Source organism: Parafrankia sp. EUN1f (genome assembly GCF_000177675.1).
In the GTDB taxonomy this organism is placed as follows: domain Bacteria; phylum Actinomycetota; class Actinomycetes; order Frankiales; family Frankiaceae; genus Parafrankia.
The window spans coordinates 13124-34218 of sequence record NZ_ADGX01000090.1 but is presented as its reverse complement, the minus strand read 5'-3'; the positions used below and the strand labels follow the sequence as shown (position 1 = coordinate 34218).

At 71.7% G+C, this 21095-nt stretch carries 19 protein-coding genes and 3 pseudogenes; 10 read left to right on the top strand and 12 right to left on the bottom strand.

All coding sequences use genetic code 11. The features are described 5' to 3' along the window. Positions 1-639 (bottom strand): annotated as a pseudogene (locus FREUN1FDRAFT_RS43065) (hypothetical protein); the annotation flags it as partial. 414 nt (positions 640-1053) lie between these two features. Between FREUN1FDRAFT_RS43065 and FREUN1FDRAFT_RS24175 the strand changes: the two are divergent. Beyond that, the gene (locus FREUN1FDRAFT_RS24175) at positions 1054-1230 is read left to right on the top strand and encodes a hypothetical protein (protein WP_006542852.1); all 177 of its coding nucleotides are present in this window, start codon (positions 1054-1056) and stop codon (positions 1228-1230) included. On the opposite strand, the gene FREUN1FDRAFT_RS46685 is transcribed toward FREUN1FDRAFT_RS24175, so the two are convergent. From FREUN1FDRAFT_RS46685 to FREUN1FDRAFT_RS48170, 3 genes and pseudogenes are all read right to left on the bottom strand, one after another. Then, positions 1209-2165 (bottom strand): WD40 repeat domain-containing protein, encoded by a 957-nt coding sequence (locus FREUN1FDRAFT_RS46685; RefSeq protein WP_035953284.1) that lies wholly within the window; start codon positions 2163-2165, stop codon positions 1209-1211. The two genes, FREUN1FDRAFT_RS24175 and FREUN1FDRAFT_RS46685, sit on opposite strands and share 22 nt — an antisense overlap. Positions 2166-2507: 342 nt before the next feature. Beyond that, a pseudogene (locus FREUN1FDRAFT_RS48175) lies at positions 2508-2822 on the bottom strand (hypothetical protein); the annotation flags it as partial. Positions 2823-3223: 401 nt separating this feature from the next. Then, positions 3224-3856 (bottom strand): annotated as a pseudogene (locus FREUN1FDRAFT_RS48170) (serine/threonine-protein kinase); the annotation flags it as partial. 270 nt (positions 3857-4126) lie between these two features. Between FREUN1FDRAFT_RS48170 and FREUN1FDRAFT_RS24160 the strand changes: the two are divergent. Then, the gene (locus FREUN1FDRAFT_RS24160) at positions 4127-4333 is read left to right on the top strand and encodes a type II toxin-antitoxin system HicB family antitoxin (protein WP_006542849.1); all 207 of its coding nucleotides are present in this window, start codon (positions 4127-4129) and stop codon (positions 4331-4333) included. Between the two features lie 156 nt (positions 4334-4489). Here the strand turns inward: FREUN1FDRAFT_RS24160 and FREUN1FDRAFT_RS24155 are convergent, their stop codons facing one another. Continuing rightward, entirely contained in the window at positions 4490-5200 is a 711-nt protein-coding gene (locus tag FREUN1FDRAFT_RS24155; protein ID WP_006542848.1) for an alpha/beta fold hydrolase, read from the bottom strand. A gap of 293 nt (positions 5201-5493) precedes the next feature. Here FREUN1FDRAFT_RS24155 and FREUN1FDRAFT_RS24150 point away from each other — a divergent pair, with 293 nt between their 5' ends. Both FREUN1FDRAFT_RS24150 and FREUN1FDRAFT_RS24145 read left to right on the top strand, forming a co-directional pair. After that, positions 5494-6357: an SDR family oxidoreductase gene (locus FREUN1FDRAFT_RS24150; protein WP_035953304.1), complete on the top strand. Its 864-nt coding sequence runs from the start codon at positions 5494-5496 to the stop codon at positions 6355-6357. A 27-nt stretch (positions 6358-6384) separates the two neighbouring features. Then, positions 6385-6714 carry an Rrf2 family transcriptional regulator gene (locus FREUN1FDRAFT_RS24145; protein WP_255348231.1) on the top strand — a complete coding sequence of 110 codons (330 nt, stop codon included), beginning with the start codon at positions 6385-6387 and terminating at the stop codon, positions 6712-6714. Positions 6715-6765: 51 nt separating this feature from the next. On the opposite strand, the gene FREUN1FDRAFT_RS24140 is transcribed toward FREUN1FDRAFT_RS24145, so the two are convergent. The 6 genes from FREUN1FDRAFT_RS24140 to FREUN1FDRAFT_RS24115 all read right to left on the bottom strand — a co-directional run bounded on the left by FREUN1FDRAFT_RS24140 (position 6766) and on the right by FREUN1FDRAFT_RS24115 (position 13372). Next, positions 6766-7605 (bottom strand): TetR family transcriptional regulator, encoded by an 840-nt coding sequence (locus FREUN1FDRAFT_RS24140; protein WP_232295378.1) that lies wholly within the window; start codon positions 7603-7605, stop codon positions 6766-6768. 527 nt (positions 7606-8132) lie between these two features. Beyond that, entirely contained in the window at positions 8133-9275 is a 1143-nt protein-coding gene (locus tag FREUN1FDRAFT_RS44175; protein ID WP_006542844.1) for an NAD(P)-dependent oxidoreductase, read from the bottom strand. A 4-nt stretch (positions 9276-9279) separates the two neighbouring features. Beyond that, complete coding sequence (locus FREUN1FDRAFT_RS24130; protein ID WP_006542843.1) at positions 9280-10392, bottom strand: NDMA-dependent alcohol dehydrogenase; 1113 nt, start codon at positions 10390-10392, stop codon at positions 9280-9282. A gap of 58 nt (positions 10393-10450) precedes the next feature. Further along, a complete protein-coding gene (locus FREUN1FDRAFT_RS24125) occupies positions 10451-11056 on the bottom strand; it encodes an EthD domain-containing protein (protein WP_006542842.1) in 606 nt (201 codons plus the stop codon). Continuing rightward, on the bottom strand, positions 11056-12222 hold the full coding sequence (locus FREUN1FDRAFT_RS24120) for a steroid 3-ketoacyl-CoA thiolase (protein WP_006542841.1): 1167 nt from the start codon (positions 12220-12222) through the stop codon (positions 11056-11058). The genes FREUN1FDRAFT_RS24125 and FREUN1FDRAFT_RS24120 overlap by 1 nt, the downstream gene beginning before the upstream one ends. A 544-nt stretch (positions 12223-12766) precedes the next feature. Beyond that, the gene (locus FREUN1FDRAFT_RS24115; RefSeq protein ID WP_050796009.1) at positions 12767-13372 is read right to left on the bottom strand and encodes a TetR family transcriptional regulator; all 606 of its coding nucleotides are present in this window, start codon (positions 13370-13372) and stop codon (positions 12767-12769) included. Between the two features lie 101 nt (positions 13373-13473). On the opposite strand from FREUN1FDRAFT_RS24115, the gene FREUN1FDRAFT_RS24110 reads away from it, so the two are divergent. Beyond that, positions 13474-14565 carry an LLM class flavin-dependent oxidoreductase gene (locus tag FREUN1FDRAFT_RS24110; RefSeq protein ID WP_006542839.1) on the top strand — a complete coding sequence of 364 codons (1092 nt, stop codon included), beginning with the start codon at positions 13474-13476 and terminating at the stop codon, positions 14563-14565. Positions 14566-14687: 122 nt separating this feature from the next. Here FREUN1FDRAFT_RS24110 and FREUN1FDRAFT_RS24105 read toward each other — a convergent pair whose 3' ends face one another. Then, positions 14688-15653, bottom strand: coding sequence for a TIGR03619 family F420-dependent LLM class oxidoreductase (locus tag FREUN1FDRAFT_RS24105; protein WP_006542838.1), 966 nt, complete (start codon positions 15651-15653; stop codon positions 14688-14690). 104 nt (positions 15654-15757) lie between these two features. Here FREUN1FDRAFT_RS24105 and FREUN1FDRAFT_RS24100 point away from each other — a divergent pair, with 104 nt between their 5' ends. From FREUN1FDRAFT_RS24100 to FREUN1FDRAFT_RS40075, 5 genes are all read left to right on the top strand, one after another. Next, positions 15758-16744, top strand: coding sequence for a hypothetical protein (locus FREUN1FDRAFT_RS24100; RefSeq protein ID WP_006542837.1), 987 nt, complete (start codon positions 15758-15760; stop codon positions 16742-16744). Positions 16745-16860: 116 nt separating this feature from the next. Continuing rightward, on the top strand, positions 16861-18090 hold the full coding sequence (locus tag FREUN1FDRAFT_RS24095) for a cytochrome P450 (protein WP_006542836.1): 1230 nt from the start codon (positions 16861-16863) through the stop codon (positions 18088-18090). Continuing rightward, positions 18087-18908, top strand: coding sequence for an SDR family NAD(P)-dependent oxidoreductase (locus FREUN1FDRAFT_RS24090; RefSeq protein ID WP_006542835.1), 822 nt, complete (start codon positions 18087-18089; stop codon positions 18906-18908). Before FREUN1FDRAFT_RS24095 ends, FREUN1FDRAFT_RS24090 begins: the two co-directional genes overlap by 4 nt. A 336-nt stretch (positions 18909-19244) precedes the next feature. Further along, positions 19245-20369: a nitronate monooxygenase gene (locus FREUN1FDRAFT_RS24085; protein WP_006542834.1), complete on the top strand. Its 1125-nt coding sequence runs from the start codon at positions 19245-19247 to the stop codon at positions 20367-20369. Beyond that, complete coding sequence (locus tag FREUN1FDRAFT_RS40075) at positions 20324-20989, top strand: MarR family winged helix-turn-helix transcriptional regulator (protein WP_006542833.1); 666 nt, start codon at positions 20324-20326, stop codon at positions 20987-20989. The genes FREUN1FDRAFT_RS24085 and FREUN1FDRAFT_RS40075 overlap by 46 nt, the downstream gene beginning before the upstream one ends. Positions 20990-21095 lie beyond the last annotated feature (106 nt).

Sequence of the window (21095 nt, the reverse complement as noted above, 5' to 3'; positions counted from 1 at the left end):
CGGCGCCGCTCCGCCGTGCTCGGGCGGCGCCTGCCCGCCGGCGCCGGGGTCGCCTGTCGGGGCTGTCGGGGCTGTCTCGCCTGGTGCCGGCGGCGATGTCATCGAGGCACTGGTGGGGCCCGTCATCCCGGCCGCGGGAAGGCCGCCGGCGATGGCCCCCGGGTTCGTCTCCTCCTGCCCGGCGGCACGCGCGCCGGGCGGCTGGGTGCGGCCGGCAATACCCTTCACCGATTCGGAGGCCACGAGGAAGAGCAGCCCGGCGACAGCCCCGTACGCGGTCGCTGCCAGCAGGCGGGTCAACCAGCGCCGCCTCGGCCAGTTCGGCCACCACCGCAGCAGGACCTGCCGCCCCGGTGTATGCCGCCGCGCCGCCGACCGCTGGCCACCGGGCACGCCCTGGCCAGGCACGCCCTCGCCGGGTGGTGTCCCGCTGTCCGGCGGGACTGTCTCCTCCGGCGGGGTGACCTCGTCCGGTGGAATGATCTCGTCCGACGGGTCGATCGGGCCGGTCTCATCCGACCGGCTGTGACCGCCTGGTGGCCTGTGACCGCCTGGCGACGACGGCTGATCCGTGTCGGCCGGTTCAGCCGACGGGTTCTGCCCGTGCGGAGTCGAATGATCCGCGGCCTGGAGCTTCATGGCCTACTGGGCCCTTTCCCTGTCCGCCACCGGGCATGAAATGTTCCGCGGTGCCGCGAGATCAGCGCGGTACATCTGCTTTCGAGTGATTTCGTTCCCGATGTGCGCGGAGAAGAATAGCCGAGCCCACCATGTGTCGCGGGCCCGCGGGCAGCGCGCGATCCCTGCCGCGAGCCGCCGTCGGCTGAGGTCAGCCAGCGCCAGGCGGCTTTCGAAGGCACTGACCAGGCCGAACGGTGTGCATGAAGGTTGAGTCGCCCGGTGGGCCTCGGGCGGTAATGCCGGACCACGGCGCCACAGTTTTTACGTGGCGTTCACCTCTGGTTTGTCGTGATCGGGTGCTGGCGGCCTGATCGGAGGCCGCAGGCCGGTCGCTTCGCACCGCACCAGCGCCACTTCAAAGGCGTCCTGGCCATGGCCCAGCTCGACTACGTCGCCCAGAACTGGGGCGACGCCGACTGGAAGATCACCCGCGAGCAGATGCCGACGAACTCGTCGACAGCTGGGCCGGCCTGCTGGTCGGTCCCGGCAGCTGAGCCGCCGACCGCGCAGGAGGTCTTGGGCCTCGGTCAGGAGCAGGGCGGGTCGTAGGGGGCGTCGGGAAGCACGGCGTTCCACTCCGCCGCGGTGAGCGCGTTCGTCCGCACCGCGCAGGCAGCCGCCGCCAGGCGAGCGGGGTCCACATCCCACAGCCGGGGCGCGCCGTCGTAGCTGTTGATGGCGAGGGTGCGGCCGTCCGGGCTGAATTCCGCCTGGTACGGGAAGCCGGGCTGGCCGGGGAGGGTGACCAGCGGCCTGACGGTGCCGCGGGCGGTGGTGTCCCACAGCCGGACGGTCCTGACGCTGGACGTGGCGAGCAGCGCGCCGTCCGGGCTGAACATCATGTTCGAGAAGTCGGGCTGGGCCTGCGCCGACTCGGTGGTCTCGCCGTTGCCGATGACATCGGTGAGGGTGGCCAGCGGCGTCATCTCCTCGCCGCGCGCACCGCTGTCCCACAGCTGGACGTCACCGCCCCAGGCGCTGGTGGCGACCAGTTTTCCGTCCGGGCTGAACGTCGCATCGTTGATGTTGCCGGTGAGAACGGCCTGTGGCCGGGCGTTCTGGCCCTGGACCTCGGAATCCCACACCCGCGCGGATGCGCCGCCGTAGGTGAGAAGCTGGTGTCCGTCCGGGCTGAAGGTCGCACCCCTCAGGTCGCTGTCACCGGTGAGGACGGCCCGCGGGGCCTTCTGGTCGTGGCGGGTGGTTTCCCACAGGCGCACGGTGTTGTCGGTGGTGTCCTCGGTCGCGAGCCGCGTGCCGTCCGGGCTGAACTCCATCCTGGTGACCTCGCCGGTGCCGGTCAGGCTGGCGAGTGGCTGGATGCCCTGGCCGAGGGTGCTGGTGTCCCACAGCTGGACGGTGCCGCCGCCGGCGACGGCGAGCAGCCCGCCGCGTGGGCTGAACTCCACGGCGGTCACCTCCCCAGCCGGGCCGAGGGTGGCCAGCGGCGTGACGTCCGTGCCGTGGGCGGTGGTGGGCCACACCCGGGAAGTGGCATCGTCAAGGGTGACCAGCAGGTCGCTGCCCGGGCTGAACTCCGCCGATTCACCCGGGAAGGTGGCGAGCGGCGTGACGTCCGTGCCATGGGCGGCGGCCTCCCAGAGCTGGACGGTGCCCCTGCTGTAGGTGGCGAGCAGGTCACTGCCCGGGCTGAAGATCGCACCGCGCACCAGGCTGGATATCGCACCCCCCGCCAGCGGGCCGGTGACGCCCTGGCTGTCCTGGTCGAGGACGGCGAGGGGCTCGATGTCATCTCCACCGCTGGCGGCGGCGTTCCACAGCCTGGTGGCGCTGTCGACGCTGCCGTGGGTGACGAGCAGGTTCCCGTTCGGGCTGAACTCCAGGTCGGCGATGGCCGTCGGGTGGCCGGTGAGGGTGGCCAGCGGGTGGCCGGCGGGGACGAGGCGTGCGAGCAGGCTGGCCCGAGCTTCGGGGGTGGGGCGGTGCGGTAGGCGGCCACGGCCATCCGCCGGGCGAGGTCCGGCTGATCGTCCGCGAGCCGGGACGCCGCGGCGGCCAGCCGCCGAGAGACCGCCGCCGGGCCTGTTTCGGCCGGTGGTTCGGCTGCTCCGAGGGCGCGCCAGAGCACCAGCGGAACCGCTGTGGCCAGCACCACGGCTACCCCGGCCACTCTGGTCCACCGCCGGCGGCCTTGCCGCCGGAAGCCCTCTGGCCGCGGTGATTCCGCGCGGCCCACGGCCTCGCCACGTTCCGCCGGGACGGTCTCGTCGTCATCGTCACCGGCGGGTGGCTGGAGGGACCGGATAGACGCCGGTGCCGGTGGCGGTGGCGGTGGGCTGGCGAGGCGACGGATGTCGTCGTCGAGGTTTAGCGGCACCCCGGCGCGAGCCGTCCAGTTCGCTCCGTAGGCCTCGGTGGCCGCGCGGGCGAGATCGAGTGCGAACGCGGTGGCGTCGGGGTGCCGGTCGGCGGGGGCCTTCGCCAGTGCGCGCAGCACCACCGGCTCCACCGGGGCTGCCACGCCGGTCATCGGCCGTGGCGGGTCGTTCAGGTGCTGGTTCCACAGTGCGGGCAGCGACTGTTTCGGGTCGAATGGTGGTGCTCCGGTGAGCAGCTGGTAGAGGACGACTCCCAGGGCGTACAGATCCGTCGCCGGCCCCAGCCGGCCGCTTGCTATCTGCTCCGGCGCCATGTACATCGGCGTGCCGACCCGGCCGCTGGCTGTCGCCGCGGATCCTTCGAACAGTTTCGCGATCCCGAAGTCGCCGACCTTGGGGGTGCCGTCCGCCGCGAACAGGATGTTGTCGGCCTTGATGTCGCGGTGCAGCACGCCGCGGCCGTGCGCGTGTGCCAGTGCGGCGGCCACCGCCAGCCCCACCGCGCAGGCCTGTTCCGGCGCCATTCCGGCCCGCCGGCTGGTCAGCGTGCCGCCGGCCATCAACTCCATCACGACCAGGCACAGGCCTTCGGTCTCGACATAGTCGAACGCCTTCACCACATGGGGATGGTCGAGGCCGCTCAGCACCTGGGCCTCGGACTCGAAGCCGCGGGTCGCCTGCTCGGATCCGTCAGCCTCCACGATCTTGATGGCCACCGGGCGGTCAGCCTGCTGGTCGTGCCCGGCCAGCACCAGCCCGAACGCTCCGGACCCCAGCCGGTCGCCGATGGAATAGCCGGGCAGCGCCTTCTCGAGCCGCTCCCGCCCGATGATCACCGGGCTTCTGGGTGGGTGCGCCGCCCCACCCCCACAGATCCCGCCATGATGTGATCACCCTAGCTTGCGGTCACGAATGCGCGCAGACCGTTTGCGCTGCGCGCACAGAGGCCCGGTGGGCCTGTGTCGCTACCGCGTTCTGTCGTACGTCCGTGCCGTCGGTGGTGGCTTTCCGGAGAGGTCCGTCCGAGGCGAACACAGCCAGGCGGGGATCTGGGACATGATCGTGAGTACTGCGAGCCCTGTGGCCTGCGGCGTACAGTGAGCGTCATGAAGCGGATGGTCCAGATCCCCTATGAGCTGGAGCAGGAGGAGGACGGCACCTGGGCCGCGCACGCGTCGTTCCCCAGTGGTGGTGCGCACGGGCTCGGTGCTTCGCCCGAGGAGGCGGTCGCTGATCTCTACGAGGCGGTCAGCCTGGTCATCGAGGAGATCGGTGTTCCACCGGTTCTGACGATCGTGCAGGACGTCGCCTGATGCCACCTCTTCCCGTGCTACCAGGCGGGGATGTGGTCAAGATACCGGGTTGTCGGTGGAGGAGTTCGTCGCCGCGCTCTGAACGTGCAGCGTGACCACGACCTCAGTCCAGCTCGAACGCCTCGACCCCAGTCGGTCGGACTCGCCGCCTGGTGATCAAATCCCCCGCAGGTAGCGCGCGAGCGCCTCGGGCTGTGAAAGGGCGAGCAGATGGCCGCCCGGCAGGACGTCGGCGTCGATGCCCAGCCGGTCCCGCGCCACCCGGCGCTGGAACTCCACCGGGAAGAACCGGTCGTCGGTGCCGGCGACCACGCGGATCGGGACCGGTGGCCATCCGCCGAACGCGCAGGCGGAACCGAACACGACATCGTCCTCGGGGCGAGGATCCGCCGAGATCGCCGCTGCGTCCTCCGCGGACAGGTCGTGCAGAAAGTACGTCTCGAGGTCGAACTCGGTGCTGTAGCCGCCGCGCTCGGCCGCGGCGGCGTAGGCCTGGGGCTGCCCGGTGCTGTCCCACCAGGCTCCCGGGGTCTCGCCCGGAACGGGGATCATCGCGTTCACGAACACGATCGCGCGCACCGGAACCAGCTCGGCTACCAGCGGTGCTGTGAACCCGCCGAGCGACTGCGCGACCAGCACCACGTCAGGCCGTCCTTTCACCGCGGCCTCGACCACGGCGGCGTACTCCGGCAGACCCGCGCCCGGGTCGCCGCCGGGCAGATCGACGGCGACCACCTCATGGCCCGCCGCGCGCAGCAACGGCACGACCCGGTGCCAGTAGATCCCCGCGCCGCCGGCCCCAGGGATCAGCGCGAACGTCCGTCGCCCTCCCGGCACCCGCTCGTCCATCTCGTCCATCTCAGTCATCCCACCCACACCTACCTCGCCTTGTCTGTTAGACCCCTGCGGGTGTTAGACCCCTGCGCGGGGCGCGAATCATCGGTCAGGAGTGGCGAAGTCAGGAGTGGCGAAGTCGGAAATCGGGCGCGGGGTGGGGCGCGTGGCGAGAAGGCCGCCGTGTACCCAGGCGATGACGGCCTCAGCCCCCGAACGGTAGCCACCATCGCCCGGAATTCATCCGACGTCCGTGCGGACCCGATCGCACAGTGCTTGGCTGGGTCGGTGCAGAGCTGCCAACCGACGCCGAAGGCACAGCCAGCGTGGGCCTGATCGCCGTGACCGGCGCGTCCGGGCGGCTGGGCGGTCGCGTCGCGCGCCGGCTGGCCGCGGCGGGTGTCGCGCAGCGCCTGGTAGTCCGGGATCCGGCGCGCGCGCCAAGCCTGCCCGCGGCCTCCGTCGCCCGTGCGTCCTTCGGCGAGCCGGACAACGCACGCGCCGCGCTGGCCGGGGTCACGACGCTGCTGATGGTGTCCGCCGCGGAGACCCCGGACCGGATCGGGCAGCATCAGACGTTCGTGGACGCGGCGGCCGCCGCCGGCGTTGAGCACCTGGTGTACATCTCGTTCTACGGCGCGACACCGACGTGCACGTTCACGTTGGGGCGCGACCACGCCGCCACCGAGCAGCACATCCGCGACGCGGGCGCCGGCATGAGGTTCACCTTCCTGCGCGACAATCTCTACGCCGATTTCATGACCGCACTGGTCGGCTCGGATGACGTCATACGGGGCCCAGCCGGGAACGGGAAGGTTGCCCCCGTCGCCCAGGACGACATCGCCGACGCCGCCACGGCGGTCCTGCTCAACCCGCTCCCGCATGCTGCCCGGACCTATTCGCTGACCGGCCCCGAGGCGCTGACCCTTGATGAAGTGGCCGCTGTTGTCTCTGACGCAGCCGGTCGGCGGATCGTCTACCATCCCGAGACGGTCGACGAGGCGTACGCCTCCCGTGCCAGCTACGGGGCACCCGAGTGGCAGGTCGATGCCTGGGTGTCGACATATACGGCCATCGCCGCAGGTGAACTCGCCATCGTCACCTCGGACGTGCCAGAGCTGACCGGCCATCCGGCGACCTCACTCGCCGACCTTCTCCGCCAGGGCCGTTCCGCCTACCCCGCCGACTGACCGCCTGCACGCCGTTCTCGACGGGTTTTGTGCCTCGAAAGGAGACGATCCAGAGCCAGGCGCCCGCCCCCGGGCCGACCCGCCGCGCAGATCACTGTTCTGCAGGTCGTGCAGGCCATCGACGGGCCCGAGCCCGCGTTCCGCTGCACCGAGATCCGCCGGAACGGCCCGCTGGCCGTGCCCGATGATCAGTGCTCCGGGCAGTGCGCCATCGCCCGGGCGATGGCGGCCGCGGAGAAGGCGTGGCGTGACGCGCTGGCCGGCGTCTCCATCGACGATCTCGGCCGGGGCATCGACGAGGACAGCTCGGGCACCGCGATGCGCGCCGTGCGGGAGTGGCTGGCAGACGCGCGATAGCCGGATGCGGCGCGGTCAGCGGCGCTGGTGTGGTCAGAGGTGCAGGTCTGGTCAGAGGTGCTTGGGGACGCGTGGGCCGACGACGCCCCAGAAGACCAGCCTGGTCATGGCTTCCCGCATCTCGTCGATCGGGATCTCCCACGCCTCGAAGCCGGCCCGGTGCGAGGCCACGTGCGCGAGCATGGACACCAGCGCCCCTGCCATCGCCATCGGGGCGACCTCCGCCACCCGGCCGGCCCGGGTCTGCGCCTCGGCGATGACCGCGGCGAGTGCGCGGGTGATCTCGTTGAGCATGTCCACCCGCACCCGGCGGAAGCGCTGGTCGCCCTCCTCGGTGAGCAGGTCGACGACGCGGAGCACGGGCTGGTGGTGGGCCCAGAACGTGAGGATGCCGTCCACGAGGGTGCTGGCGTTCTGCCAGCCGGCGGCGCCCCGCCACGGCCGCTGGTCGACGAGCTCCGACAGCTTCGCGCCCTCGGCGGCGACCTGGTTGGCCAGCGTCAGCATGGCCGCCTCGATGTCGACGAAGTACTGGTAGAAGGTGGCCGCCGAGGTGCCGGCGGCGCGGCCGATGTCGGCGACCGTGAGCTCCCGGTACGGCGTGGTGCGCAGCAGCTCGTAGGTCTGGTCGAGCAGCCGTTGCCGGGTCGCCATGCCGCGCCGGCCAGGAACCCGCCCGTCCGAGGCGCGAAGAGTGTTCACCGCGGTGCCGATACCCGTGGTGCCGACACCTGCGGTGCCGACACCTGCGGTGCTGGTGCCGGTGCCGGTGCTCGCGTCGGCGACGGACGCCGGTGTGGTCCTGATCGCCGCGGTGGCGACCGCAGGGGTCTCGCGCACCGGGGTCTCGACCACCGGGGGGACCGCGACGGCAGCGTCAGCTCTGCGCACGTTGCAAGCGTACCGGCGGTTTCTGGCGACCCGTCAGATTTGCATTGTGACGCCAGCCACCCTGCGCGCCGATCTCGTGTGCCGGGGCGACCGGCGACGGTGCTGGGAGGTCGGATCACGCCGGGCGCACCTGGGGGTGGGGGCGACGAGGTTGGATCACGAGGTCGAGGCTCGGCTGGGATCGCCACTGGCAGGCGGCAGCCGCAGCGGCGGCTCGACGCGTTGAGGCCTGCGATCACCCACTTCTCGGGATTCTGTGACGCGCCCACCGCATATTGACCCGGTGGTTCGTGCTCACCCGACGCGCGCCGACGCACGCCGACCCGCCGGGGATCCCGCGCCGCCGCGAAGCTCGAACAATTAGCATCAATAGCGGCAAAAGGGGACACGAGGTCGCTTGGCAATCCGCAAGAAGTGAGGATTTCGGTTGCTGCAGCAGCCATGATCCTCACTTCTTGCTCGGCAGCAGTGGCAGCCCGCGCTCTCATCCCGATGACGTGGCTACAGGCGGTCAGGCGGCCAGGCGGTCAGGCGGGTGCGGGGCCGGGGCCGGGGTGCGCCGACGACTGGTGCTCGGGGCGCAGCAGGTCGGGGCGGCGCGCGGCCACGCTGCGGCGCAGCCCCTCCCGCCAGTCGACCCGGGCGTGCCCGGCGAGGGTGTGCATGGTCGTCAGATCGAGCACGACTCCGCGCAGGTTCTCCGGTGACGGCTCGATGACCGGGCTCAGCCCGGTGAGGGCGGCCAGCTCGGCGCACCACTGCTCGACGCTGACCGCCTCGTCGCCGGCCCAGTTCACGACCGTTGCCGGCACGTCGGCCGCGGCGAGCAGCGCGGGCACCATCGCCACGATGTCGTCGTCGTGGATCAGCTGGTAGCGGCTGGGGCCGTCGGGGTGCACGGTTACCGGCATGCCCGCGGCGATCATGTCGAGGTGGTAGAGGGGGAGACCACCGAAGGGCCCGTACGGCATGTTCAGGCGGGCGATCGTCGTCGGCAGCCCGAAACGGGTGGCACCGTACCGGGCCGCCCCCTCCGCGGCGATCTTGCAGACGCTGTAGGTGGCCAGGAACGGCAGGACATGGTGGCTGTCCCCGAGCCGGTCGCCCTCGGCGAGGGGCCGGACCGCCCCCGCAGGGTCACCGCCGCCCGCGCCCGAACCCGCGCCCGCCGGGCCATCGCTCCCGCCCGCCCGTGGGCCGCTCCCGCCCGCTGGGCCGTCGCTCCCGCCCGCTGGGCCGTCGCTCCCACCCGCTGGGCCGTCGCTCCCGCCCGCCGGGCCGCCGCCCGCGTCGACCGGGCCGCCCGCGTCCGCGTACACGGCGCCGGAGGAGCAGTGCAGGAAGGACCGGGCGGCGGCGTAGCGCTCCATGAGTGCCAGCGTCCCGCCGACGTTTCCGTCGAGGTCGACGCCCCACCGGTTGCTCTTGACCACGCCGAAGTGGAGCACGTGGTCGACCTGCTCGGGCAGGGCGGCGAGGCCGTCCCGCCCTGCGGTCACAAGGTTGACCGGTACGCAGCGCACACCGGCAGCGGTCAGAACGTCGCGGATGCCGCTGTCGCGGAAGCGGGCCGCGCCGTAGACGGTGTGCTCCCGGGCGAGGGCGGCGGCCAGGGGCCTGGCGACCTGGCCGGTCACCCCGGTGACGAGGATCGTGCTGCCGGTGCGCATGCCGTCAGTGCCCGTGGAGGATGACGCCGCGGATGTTGCGGCCGGCCCGCATGTCGTCGTAGCCGGTGTTGATCTCGTCCAGGGTGTAGCGGGTGGTGATCAGCTCGTCCAGCTTGAGCTGGCCGGACCGGTAGAGCGACAGCAGCCGGGGGATGTCGGCCTGCCCGTTCGACGCGCCGAACAGTGTGCCGCGCAGCTCCTTCTGAAAGATGGTCAGATCGAACAGGGACAGGGTCACGTCGGTCTCGACGGCCGGCGCGACCGCGGTGACGACCGCCCGCCCGCCCTTCGACACGAGCCCGAGCAGCGGCGCGATCTGGTCTCCGTGCGCCACGCCGACGGTCAGGATCGCCGCGTCGGCCATGACGCCCCTGGTCAGCTCGCGGACGAGCTCGGTGGCCTGCGCCATCGACGGGCTGGTGTGGGTCGCCCCGAAGACCTTCGCCTGGTCGCGCTTGAACTCCACCGGGTCCACCGCGATGATCAGCTCCGCGCCGGCGATCCGGGCGCCCTGGATCGCGTTCATGCCGACCCCGCCGGCACCGACCACGACCACGGCCTCCCCGGGGCGCACCCCGGCGGTGTGCACGGCGGAGCCGAAGCCGGTGGGCACCCCGCAGGCGACCAGCGCGGCGGCGTCCATCGGCAGGTCGTCATCGATCTTGATGACGGACGCCTCGTGCAGCACGGCGTACTGGCTGAACGTGCCGAGGAAGCACATCGTCGTGACGTCCTTGCCCCGGGCGTGCAGCCGGGACGTCCCGTCGACGCCGACACCCATCATCAGCGACCCGCCGAGGTCGCACAGGTTCGTCCGGCCGGTGGCGCACCAGCGGCAGTGCCCGCAGCTGGGCATGAACATCACGACGACGTGGTCACCCGGGCGGACCCGGGTGACGTTCGGCCCGACCTCCTCGACGATCCCGGCGCCCTCGTGGCCGGCGACCATCGGCAGGACCGACGGCATGTCACCGGTCGTCAGGTGGTCGTCGGAGTGGCATAACCCGGCTGCGACCACCCGGATGAGCACCTCGCCGGCCTTCGGCGGGTCGAGGTCGACCTCCTCGACGCTCCATGGATCACCGACGTTCCAGAGCACTGCGGCCTTCGTCTTCATCTGCGGACCCGCTTCCTGTGCGGTCGGCGCCGAATCGCGGCGCGGTTGTCTCGCTGGGTCAACGAACCTTCTGGACGTACTCCCCCAGAAGGTAGAAGTCGGCGGCGTAACGGTCCACGTCTGCGCCGGGCCGCAGGTGCACTAGATCGACTGAACGCAGATCAGGGCCTTCACCGATCGTTTTCAGGACGTCATATCTGAGGTGGTCCCGGACGAGTTCGTCCGGTGGGTCCGGCACCGGCCCGGCCGGGCCGCCGTCACCGAGCTCGAGCCGGGCCAGCGTCACCCCCGGTGAGCGGGAGCCCGGCACATGCTCCTCCAGGCCACCGGATCGGTCGGCGGCCCGCAGCACGGTGCGGCGGACCTGGTAGATCGGGAAGGGGGCGAGGAAGTTCAGCGAGTCGGTGATGACCTCGACGGCGTCCTCGGGCGAGGTGAAGCCGCGGTCGGGGTCGAAGAAGACGTCGGCGGAGGGGGTCACGATCTCGGTGACGGCGTCGACGGAGACGGGGCCGTGCCCGTCCTCGGTCAGCCGGACGACATACCGGCCGGTCGCCGTCGACGTCCGGATCGCCAGCGGCACGTGCACGTCGAGGTAGTACCGGCGGAAGGCGTCGACCGTCATGCCCGCGCGCCGCATGAACAGGAACAGCAGGACGTCCATCACGACAGCCGTTCGATGATTGTGCCGGTGGCCAGCGCGCCGCCGGCGCACATCGACACCAGGGCGGTGGTGCCGCCGGAGCGTTCCAGCTCGTGCAGCGCGGTGGTGAGCAGCCGGCACCCGGTGGACCCGACGGGATGGCCGAGCGCGATCGCGCCTCCGTTGACGTTGACCCGGTCCAGGTCGGGGCGCAGCGCCCGGGCCCAGGAGAGCACGACAGCCGCGAACGCCTCGTTGACCTCGAACCGGTCGATGTCGGCGACGGACATCCCGGCCCGGTCGAGCACCCGCCGGCTGGCGGCGATCGGGCCGTTGAGCAGCAGGTACGGGTCGTCGCCGACGAGGGCCTGGGCGACGATCCGGGCCCGGGGCCGCAGCCCCAGCGCCCGCGCGCGGTCGGCGTCCATGATCAGCAGGGCGGCGGCGCCGTCGGAGATCTGCGACGACGTCCCCGCGGTGTGCAGGCCGTCGGGCAGCACGGGCCGCAGGGCGGCGAGGTTCTCGACGGAGGTGTCGCGCAGCCCGCCGTCGACGTCGACGGTGACCGACTCGCCGGTCGTGTTGCCCGCGTCGTCCAGCACGGGTGCCTCCAGCGGGGCCACCTCGGCCTTGAACCGGCCCTCGGCCCACGCGCGGGCGGCGAGGGCCTGCGAACGGGCGCCGAACTCGTCCAGCTCGGCGCGGCTGACGCCGGCGCTGCGGGCGATGCGGTCGGCCGCGGTGAACTGGTCGGGCAGGCCGCTGTCCCAACCCGGCGGGCGTGGTACTCCGGGGCCGCCCTGCACCGCCGCGCCCAGGCCCACCCGGCTCATGACCTCGACGCCGCAGGCGATGCCGGCGTCGATCGTGCCGGTGGCGACCAGCCCGGCGACGAGGTGGGCCGCCTGCTGCGAGGAGCCGCACTGGCAGTCGACCGTGGTGGCGGCCGTGGTGGTGGGCAGCTCGCTGGCCAGCCAGGCGTAACGGGTGATGTTCGACGCCTGCTCGCCGGCCTGGGTGACGCAGCCCCCCACGACCTGCTCGACGCTCGCGGGGTCGAAGCCGGCGCGTTCGAGGACCGCGCGCTGTGTGTGGCCGAGCAGGTGAGCGGGATGGACGCCCGCCAGCGCCCCGCGCCGTCGGCCGATGGGTGAGCGGGTCGCCTCGACGATCACTGGATTCGGCATGGGATGCCTCTCGGTTGTCGCCAGCGGATCGGCGTCCTCCAAACTAGTACGTGTTCTAGTTTCGGGCAATCATCATCTGATGACCCATCAGGAGTTCTTGTGAATCGCGGTAGAACGCGTTCTCATCGGAGCGGTGGCGGACGGGGACGTGCGCAGGCCCGGTGAGGGCGCGCGGCGGCCGGGGTGCGACCCCGGGCGGCAGCGGCCTCGGGTGGCAGCGGCCTCGGGTGGCAGCGGCCTCGGGTGGCAGGGGTGTCGGGTGGCAGGGGTGTCGGCCCGATTGGAGTCGGCCGCGGTCGAGGAGTTGAGGATTTTGGTCGTCGGCGAGCGGGTAGCAGAATCCCGAGCCGCGGGCCGCCGCTGCTGCCGAGCAAGACCCGAGGATTCTGGCTGCGGGCACAACCAAAATCCTCAGGGTTTCGGGCGGTGGCTTCAGGAAGCGGCGGGTCCTGCGGCTGCTGCCGAGCAAGACCTGAGGATTCTGGCTGCGGGCACGACCAAAATCCTCAACGCTTGTCCGGTAGCAACGCCAGGCGCGGCAGTGCTAGTGGACGAGCTCGCGGACGACCAGTTCCAGGTCGTCGATCACCTGCCGGGCCTTGGTGCGGCCGGACAGCCACTGGATCTCGCTGACGAACCACACCTTGGCGATCAGGCCCGCCACCGCGATGTCACGCGGGGACGGATCGCCGTCCTCACCGCGCATCATGCGAATGATGATCGAGTTCATCCGCTGGGTGACCTGGTCGACCTCGGCGGTGGCCGACGCGTCCGCGAACATGACCGCCCGGACCAGCGCGCCGGCCAGGTTCGGGTCCCGCTGGAAGACCTTGGTGGCGCGGCTGAGGACCGTCAGGATCCGGTCCGCCGGGGCGAGGCCCGCCATGCGCTCGGCGGACGGCAGCCGGATGCCGTCGATCTCGCGGGCCATCGCGGACACCAGCAGTTGCACCTTCGACGGGAAGTAGCGGTACAGCGTCCCGAGCGCGACGCCGGAGCGCTCCGCCACCGCCCGCATCTGCACGGCGTCGTAGCCGCCCTCGGACCCGAGCGCGACGGCGGCGTCCAGAATCCGCTCCCGCCGTGCTCGCTGGGCGGGCCTGTCCAGCCCGTCACTGTCCGCGGAGGGCGGAACCGCCGGTGACGCCATGGACCGGAGCGTACCTGTGATCAGCCCGAACCCGGGTGCGGACATCCGAGCAGGCGGCAATCCATGCGCAACCAGGACAGAACCCATCCAGGAGGACTGTTGTGACCGCTGATCTGGCACTCGGCCTGATGCTCGGCTACTGGCCGGCGGTGCCACCGGACGATCATCTCGAGCTGACGCTCGCCGCCGAGGAGTACGGCTACGCGTCGGTGTGGACGGCCGAGGCCTACGGCTCCGACGCGATCAGCCCGCTGGCCTGGCTGGGGTCGCGGACGAGCCGGATCACCCTCGCCACCGGGCTGGCACAGCTTTCCGCCCGCACGCCGGCCTGCCTCGCGATGACCGCGGCGACCCTGGACCACCTGTCCGGCGGGCGGTTCCTGCTGGGGCTCGGCGTGTCCGGCCCGCAGGTGGTCGAGGGCTGGTACGGGCAGCCCTTCGCCCGGCCGCTCGCCCGGACCCGGGAGTACGTCGACATCCTGCGGGCGGTGTGGCGCCGCGATGCCCCGGTCACCAGCGACGGGCCGCACTATCCGCTGCCACTGTCTCCGTCGGCGCCGGCTGCGGCCTCGGGCCTGCCGTCGTCGGCTGCGGCCGCGACAGCGGCTTCGGGCCCGGCGCGGGGCGTCACCGGGCTCGGCAAGCCGCTGAAGATCACCACGCATCCGCTGCGGCCGCGGATCCCGGTCTACCTCGGCGCCGAGGGCCCGGGGAACGTGGCGCTGGCCGCCGAGATCGCCGACGGCTGGCTGCCGATCTTCTACCACCCCGAGCGCGGGCCCGCGGCGTACGCGGCGGCGCTGGCCGGGGCGCCCGCCGACTTCTCGATCGCCTGCCCGGTGACGGTGGTCGTGGACGACGACGTCGAGGCGGCGTTACTGCGCATCAAATGGACGCTGGCGTTCTACCTCGGCGGCATGGGCGCCAAGGACGTCAACTTCCATGTGGACGTCGTGTCGCGGTTCGGTTTCGCCGACGCCGCCGCACGGGTGCAGCAGCTGTTCCTCGCGGGGGAGCGGGAGGCCGCCGTGCGGGCCGTCCCGGACGATCTCGCCGACGGCATCGCGCTGGTCGGGCCCTGGGCGCGGATCCGGGAGCGCCTCGAGCTGTGGCGGGCCTCGCCCGTCGACACCCTGCTGATCGGCGGCGTGCGCGACCCGGAAGCGTTGCGGAAGCTCATCGAGCTGCTCTGACGCCGGGGAGCGTGTCAGGGGTCAGCGGTCAGACGGCCGGCGGCGGGGGGTGAGCAGCCAGAGGGCCGGCGGTCAGGCGGCCAGGGGCTGGCTGCCAGGGGGTTGGCGGCCAGGGGCGATGGTCAGGGGGCCAGCAGGGGCCCCACCTCGGAGCCGAAGGCCGCGATCTGATCGATCAGCTCGGCCGGGCCGCGGCTGGGGAACCGCACCTGCAGGTGGTCGACGCCGACGTCGCGGTAGCGGCGCAGGTGCTCGGCGATCCGCGCCGGCGTCCCGGCCTGGCAGGGGCGACCGACGTCCCAGGTCGGCTGGCCGAGGTGCAGCCAGTCGGTGATCGCGCCGATGTCGCAGGGCTGGGCGACGCCGGCCGCCGCGCGTTCGGCGCGCAGCAGCTCGACCAGCGGCGGCAGCTGGTCGAGCGGGGTGCCCTGGGGTAACCACCCGTCGCCGAGCCGCGCGGCCCGGCGCACTGCCGCCGGCGACGAGCCGCCGATCCACAACGGCGGGCGCGGGTCCTGCACCGGCCGGGGCGCGAGCCCGAGCTGCCCGTCGACGGTGAAGCTGGCGTTCGCGACCGTCGGGAACTCGGTGCGCAGGGCCGCGTCGACGACCTCGATCGCGTCGTCGAGCATGCGCCCGCGACGGGAGAAATTTAGCCCCAGGCCGGCGAACTCGTCCGCGACATGCCCCGCGCCGACCCCGAGGATGACCCGGCCGGCGGAGAGGCGGTCGAGGGTCGCGAAGGCCTTCGCCGTCACCAGCGGGTGCCGGTAGGCGAGGTTGTAGACGTGGCTGAGCAGCCGTACCCGGGTCGTCGCCGCGGCCAGCCAGCTCAGGGTCGCGACGGAGTCGTACCAGGTGGTGCCCATGGCGGCGGCGAGCTGGCGGGGGATCGCGACGTGGTCGCACACCGCGACGTAGAAGAAGCCGTGCTCGTCCGCCGCGCGGGCGATCGCCGCGAGGTCGTCCGGTGTGGCCGTGGCCTCCCAGGGCTCGGCGAACAGGCTGCTCTGCGCCTGGATCGGCAGCTGGATCCCGAAGGCGAGTGCCCCGCGGGGCACGACGGACGGGCCGCGAGAAACGATCATGGCAGCAGAGTGTATTCAAAGATTTTCTGACGGGTCACCAGATTCCGTGCTTGAGTGGACCGCGTTCCGGGCCGACGTGCGCCCGGAGCGGAGGGAGTTCAGCCGTGCCGGACGACGCGGTGGCAGATTCCGTCGACAGCCCCGACTCCAACAGCCCATACTCCGTCAGCCCGTACTCCGTGCTTCCCGCCGCCGGCCCGTACGGCGTCGCCATCGGCTCCGCGCTGATCACGATGGTGGAGCCGCATCCGGGTGCGGAGGCCGAGTACAACCGCTGGTACGAGGACGATCACTTCTACGCGGGTGCCATGGCGATGCCCTGGATGTTCGCCGGCCGGCGCTGGGTGGCGCCCAGGGCGCTGCAGGCGCTGCGCGAGCCGGCCGACTCGGCCGTCGCGCGGCCGCTGGAGGCCGGCAAGTACATCGCGGTCTACTGGCTGACCCGCGGCCGCTACCGCGACCACATGCGGTGGACCGTCGCCACGAACCGGCGGCTCAACGCCGACGGACGCATCTTCCACCGGCGTGACCACGTCTTCACCGCGTTCCAGGACTATCTCGGCGCGGTGTATCGCGACGGCCGCGGCGGTGTGCGCGATATCCACGCGCTGGACCATCCGTATGGTGGCCTGGTGGTCGAGGTCGTCGACGCGGTGGGCGAGGCCGCGGTGGGCGAGGCCGCGGTGGGCGAGGCCGCGGTGGATGAGGCCTCGGCCGGTGCGGGTGACGCGGCTGGTGTGGGTGATGTGGCTGGTGTGGGTGGCGCGGCCGTCTCCGCCCTCGTCGACTGGCTGCGCGCCGAGCGCGCGCCGCGGGTGCTCGCGCCCGGTGGCGCGGCGGCGATGGGCCTGCTGTTCACCCCGCTGCCGCTGCCGGAGGACCGGATGGCCTATGTGGACCAGGTCGCCGGTCTCGGGCGCCGCCTGACCGTGCTGTGGTTCACCGAGACGACGCCGGCCGAGTGCTGGGAGCCCGGCTTCACCGCGGCCGCCGCGGACTGGGAGAAGTCGGGCCTCGGCCGGCTGGAGCTGCTCGCCCCGTTCGTCCCCACCCTGCCCGGAACGCAGGCCTACGTCGACGAGCTTCGCTGACCCGCTCGGCTCGTCCGGCCCCCAATGTGGTTTCTGATATTGCGTCAGGAAACGAGACGCGAGAACCTGTTCTAGTTTTAAGCTTGGCGGACGCGACGGATCTCGGAGGTCCCGACATGTCGCTCGACCAGATCGATGTCTACGATCCCGGCCGCTACGTCCAGGGGCTGCCGCATGACGAGTTCAGGATCCTGCGGGCCCAGGCACCGGTGTTCCACCACCGCGACCCGGAGCGCGAGGCCGGCTTCTGGGCGGTGACCCGGCACGCGGACGTCGTGCACATCTCCCGCAGCCCGGACCAGTTCTCGTCCAACCGGGAGACCTGCCTGCTGCCCGAGCTCACCTCGGAAGCCCTGGCCGAGCAGCAGCTCATGATGGTCAACCAGGACCCGCCGGAGCACACCCGGCTGCGCAGCCTGGTGAACCGCGGCTTCACCCCGCGCATGATCGGGCGCCTCGCCGACAAGATCCGGACCTCCTGCGAGAAGATCGTCGACCGCGCGATCGAGGCCGGCGAGGGCGACTTCGTGAGGATCTGCGCGGCGGAGCTGCCGCTCGTCGTGATCGCGGAGCTGATCGGCGTCCCGCATGAGGACAGACACCGGCTGTTCAACTGGTCGAACCGGATGCTGGCCAGCGACGATCCCGAGCTGTCCGCCGACGCGGCCGACCAGCAGGCCGCAGCCATGGAGGCGTATGCCTACGCGAACGAGCTGGGCGCGGCGCGGCGCGGCTGCCCGGCCGACGACATCCTGACCAAGCTCGTCACCGCCGACGAGGACGGTCACGAGCTGTCCGAGATGGAGTTCGACCTGTTCTTCATCCTGCTCATGGTCGCCGGCAACGAGACCACGCGAAATGCCATCTCCGGCGGCATGCAGGCGCTGCTGGACCATCCTGAACAGTGGGAGAAGCTCAGGGCGGGCAGGTCAGACCCGGCGGTGCTCACCAGGGCGGCGGACGAGATCGTCCGCTGGGTCAGCCCGGTGATGGGCTTCCGCCGCACGACCACGACCGACGTGGTGCTCGGCGGCCAGCCGATCGCCGCCGGCGAGAAGGTGATCATGTACTACTCGTCGGCGAACTACGACGAGTCGGTGTTCGCCGACCCCTACCGTTTCGACATCGACCGCGACCCGAACCCGCATGTGGGCTTCGGTGGCGGCGGCCCGCACTTCTGCCTCGGAAAGCACCTGGCGATGCGCGAGATCGAGCTGATGCTCGAAACGCTGGTCACCCGGCTGGACCGGATCGAGCCGATCGCGCCCGCCCGCCGCCTGCGATCGAACTTCATCAACGGTGTGAAGGAAATGCCGGTCCGCTTCGTGCCGGAGCGTGGTCAGTGAGCCCCGACAGCCCCGACAGCCCCGGTAGCTCGGCTGGCTCCGGCGGTTCTGCTGGCTTCGGTATCTCTGGTGGTTTCGATGGCGCGGTGGCGATCGTCACCGGCGCGGCGCGCGGCATCGGCGCGGCGACGGCGCACCGGCTCGCCACCCGCGGCGCGACCGTGGCCTGCCTGGACGTCCGGATCGACCAGGCGGAGAAGACCGCCGCCGGCATCGTCGAGGCCGGCGGCGCGGCCCGCGCCTTCGCCTGCGACGTCTCCGACGAGGAGTCGGTGGCGGCCGCCGTCCGCGCCGTCGAGGATGACCTGGGCGCACCCAGGGTGCTCGCGAACGTCGCCGGGATCGGCTGGTTCGCGCACACCGCGGAGCAGCCCCTCGCCGACTGGCGCAGGATCATCGACGTCAACCTCACCGGAACGTTCCTGATGAGCCGGGCGTGCCTGGCCGGTTTCCTGGCTCGTGACGGCGGCACCATCGTCAACGTCGCGTCCAGCGCCGGGCTGCGCGCCCAGCCCTACAGCGCCGCCTACTGCGCGTCCAAGGGCGGCGTCGTCATGCTCACCAAGGCGCTGGCCTGGGAGTACGTCAGCAGGAACATCCGGGTGAACGCGGTGGCGCCCGGCGGCATCGACACCGACATCATCGCCGGCTTCATGCCCCCCGAAGGGGCGTCGATGAAGCTGCTCGGCAAGCTCACGGTGCCGGGGGGCTTCGGTGAGCCGGACGACGTCGCGCGCGTCATCGCCTTCCTGGCATCCGCCGAGGCCAGCCTGATGACCGGGACGATCGTCCCGGTTGACGGCGGCATGACCGCCTGAGCCGGGCGGCTCTGCAGGGAGACGTCCGAAGATCGGCGGATTCTGGTCGTTCCAACAACCAGAATCACCCGGTCTTGCCTGGTAGCAATGGAAGTCCGAAGTCGAGGCTCGACGATGTGCACATTTTTGTCGTCGCCGCGACCAGAGTCCTCAGGTCTTGCTCGGCAGCAGCCCGGTGCCTGGGACTCCGCCGCGCGTTCCCGGACGACCAGAATCCGCGGATCACGTCGGCTGGTCCGCTGACGACGCGTGCCGAGGCGGCGAAATTTCGCGGCCTTCCACTGGTCCGAGAAACATGCTTGTATACATGCAAGTTAATTCTCCTGAGGAGGACGTATGGCCCGTACTCCTGTCTGCGACCTGCTCGGCATCGAGTTCCCGATCTTCGCCTTCTCGCACTGCCGGGACGTCGTCGCGGCTGTCAGCAGGGCGGGTGGGTTCGGGGTGCTGGGGGCGCTCGCCTTCAACCCCGAGGAGCTCGAGGTCGAACTGGCCTGGATCGACGAGCACGTCGACGGCCGGCCCTACGGCGTCGACATCGTCATGCCGAACTCGTACGTCGGGAAGGGAGGCGGAGCGGAGATCACCAGGGAGAGGATGGTCGAGCTGGTGCCCGACGAGCATCGTCGTTTCGCCGAGTCCGTCCTGGCCGAGCACGACGTCCCGCCGCTGCCCGCGGACGCGGCCGCCGGGGGTGATCTGAAGGCGGCCGGGCTCGGCATCGAGCAGGAGGGGCCGGGGCAGGTCGAGGTGTCCCTCAAGCATCCGGTGAAACTGCTGGTCAACGCGCTGGGGCCGCCGCCGAAGGAGGTCATCGACCGTGCCCACGCCCAGGGTGTGCTGGTGGCCGCGCTCGTCGGCGCGAAGCGGCACGCCGTCAAGCAGGTCGAGATGGGTGTCGACATCATCGTCGCCCAGGGCACCGAGGCGGGCGGGCACTGCGGCGAGGTCAGCACGATGGTCCTGGTGCCCGAGGTCGTCGACGCGGTGGGGCCGGGTGTCCCGGTGCTCGCCGCCGGCGGGATCGGCGGCGGCCGGCAGATCGCCGCCGCGCTCGCGCTCGGCGCCCAGGGCGCCTGGACGGGCTCGGTGTGGCTCACCGTCACCGAGGCCGACACCGCCGAGCCCATCGTCGAGAACCTGCTCGCGGCCACCTCGCGGGACACGGTGCGTTCCCGCGCGATGACGGGCAAGCCCGCCCGGCTGCTGCGCAGCGCCTGGACGGACGCATGGGAGCGCGAGGACGCCCCGAAGACCCTGCCGATGCCGCTGCAGGGCATTGTGTGGGGGGAGGCATCGCGGCGCTGGACCCGCGCCGGAACGAAGGCGCTGAGCGGCTTCCCCGTCGGGCAGATCGTGGGCAGCCTCGACCGCCGGCGCCCGACGGCCGAGGTCATGCGCGAGATGGTGGAGGAATGGATCGAGACGACCCAGCGGCTCGGGGCGGTGCTGGAGGACTGACCGGCGGCCTCGGCAGCGACCGCGGCGACGACAGCGACGGCGTGAGCTGCGTGGATGCGAGCCAGAAGCCGGATCAGGGGCTGGAGCCGGATCAGGGGCCGGTGGCGGATCAGGGGCCGGACCAGGACCTGGCCCGCATCCACGAGTTCATCGAGCTGGTCGGGCTGGCCGCGCGCAGCCCGCGGCAGCGGGAGCGGATGCTGCGGGCCGCCGGCGCGCCGATCACCGGCGCGAGCCTCACCCTGCTGCGGTGGATCGCCCGGCACGGCAGCGCGACGTCCTCAGACCTGGCCCGCTGGCTGGATCTCGACCAGTCGACGGTGAGCCGGCAGCTGCGTCCGCTGGAGGAACATCGCCTGGTCAGCAGGTCCGCGGACGGCGCGGACCGGCGGGTGGCCCGGCTCGCCCCGACCGAGCACGGCGAGGCGCTGCTGGCCGCGGTCCGCGAGGTGGGCCTGCACGACATCGGCGTGGCGCTCGACGGCTTCACGGCCGCCGAGCGCCGGCATCTCGCCGAGCTTCTCGACCGCATGCGGGTGGGGATGTTGGACGCCCAGGTCGACCCGACCGGCCGATCGGTCCCCCCGGCGCGCAAATCCTGCGCCGTCGATTTCTCTTGATCATTCGCTGTCGGGAAAGGCTCGGGCCGTTCCGGTCACCGGAACGGCCCGTCGCGGAATACCGGACTTCGACTTCCGCTGCCGCCGCTGCTTTCCAGCAAGAATT

Coding starts and splice junctions, on each gene's coding strand:
- FREUN1FDRAFT_RS24115 (WP_050796009.1), bottom strand. CDS start 13,372: ATGGCGTCACCGGCGGTTCCGCCCTCCGCGGACAGTGACGGGCTGGAC.
- FREUN1FDRAFT_RS24125 (WP_006542842.1), bottom strand. CDS start 11,056: ATGGACGTCCTGCTGTTCCTGTTCATGCGGCGCGCGGGCATGACGGTC.
- FREUN1FDRAFT_RS24095 (WP_006542836.1), top strand. CDS start 16,861: ATGTCGCTCGACCAGATCGATGTCTACGATCCCGGCCGCTACGTCCAG.
- FREUN1FDRAFT_RS24085 (WP_006542834.1), top strand. CDS start 19,245: ATGGCCCGTACTCCTGTCTGCGACCTGCTCGGCATCGAGTTCCCGATC.
- FREUN1FDRAFT_RS24120 (WP_006542841.1), bottom strand. CDS start 12,222: ATGCCGAATCCAGTGATCGTCGAGGCGACCCGCTCACCCATCGGCCGA.
- FREUN1FDRAFT_RS24160 (WP_006542849.1), top strand. CDS start 4,127: ATGAAGCGGATGGTCCAGATCCCCTATGAGCTGGAGCAGGAGGAGGAC.
- FREUN1FDRAFT_RS40075 (WP_006542833.1), top strand. CDS start 20,324: ATGGATCGAGACGACCCAGCGGCTCGGGGCGGTGCTGGAGGACTGACC.
- FREUN1FDRAFT_RS24130 (WP_006542843.1), bottom strand. CDS start 10,392: ATGAAGACGAAGGCCGCAGTGCTCTGGAACGTCGGTGATCCATGGAGC.
- FREUN1FDRAFT_RS44175 (WP_006542844.1), bottom strand. CDS start 9,275: ATGCGCACCGGCAGCACGATCCTCGTCACCGGGGTGACCGGCCAGGTC.
- FREUN1FDRAFT_RS24155 (WP_006542848.1), bottom strand. CDS start 5,200: ATGACTGAGATGGACGAGATGGACGAGCGGGTGCCGGGAGGGCGACGG.
- FREUN1FDRAFT_RS24175 (WP_006542852.1), top strand. CDS start 1,054: ATGGCCCAGCTCGACTACGTCGCCCAGAACTGGGGCGACGCCGACTGG.
- FREUN1FDRAFT_RS24105 (WP_006542838.1), bottom strand. CDS start 15,653: ATGATCGTTTCTCGCGGCCCGTCCGTCGTGCCCCGCGGGGCACTCGCC.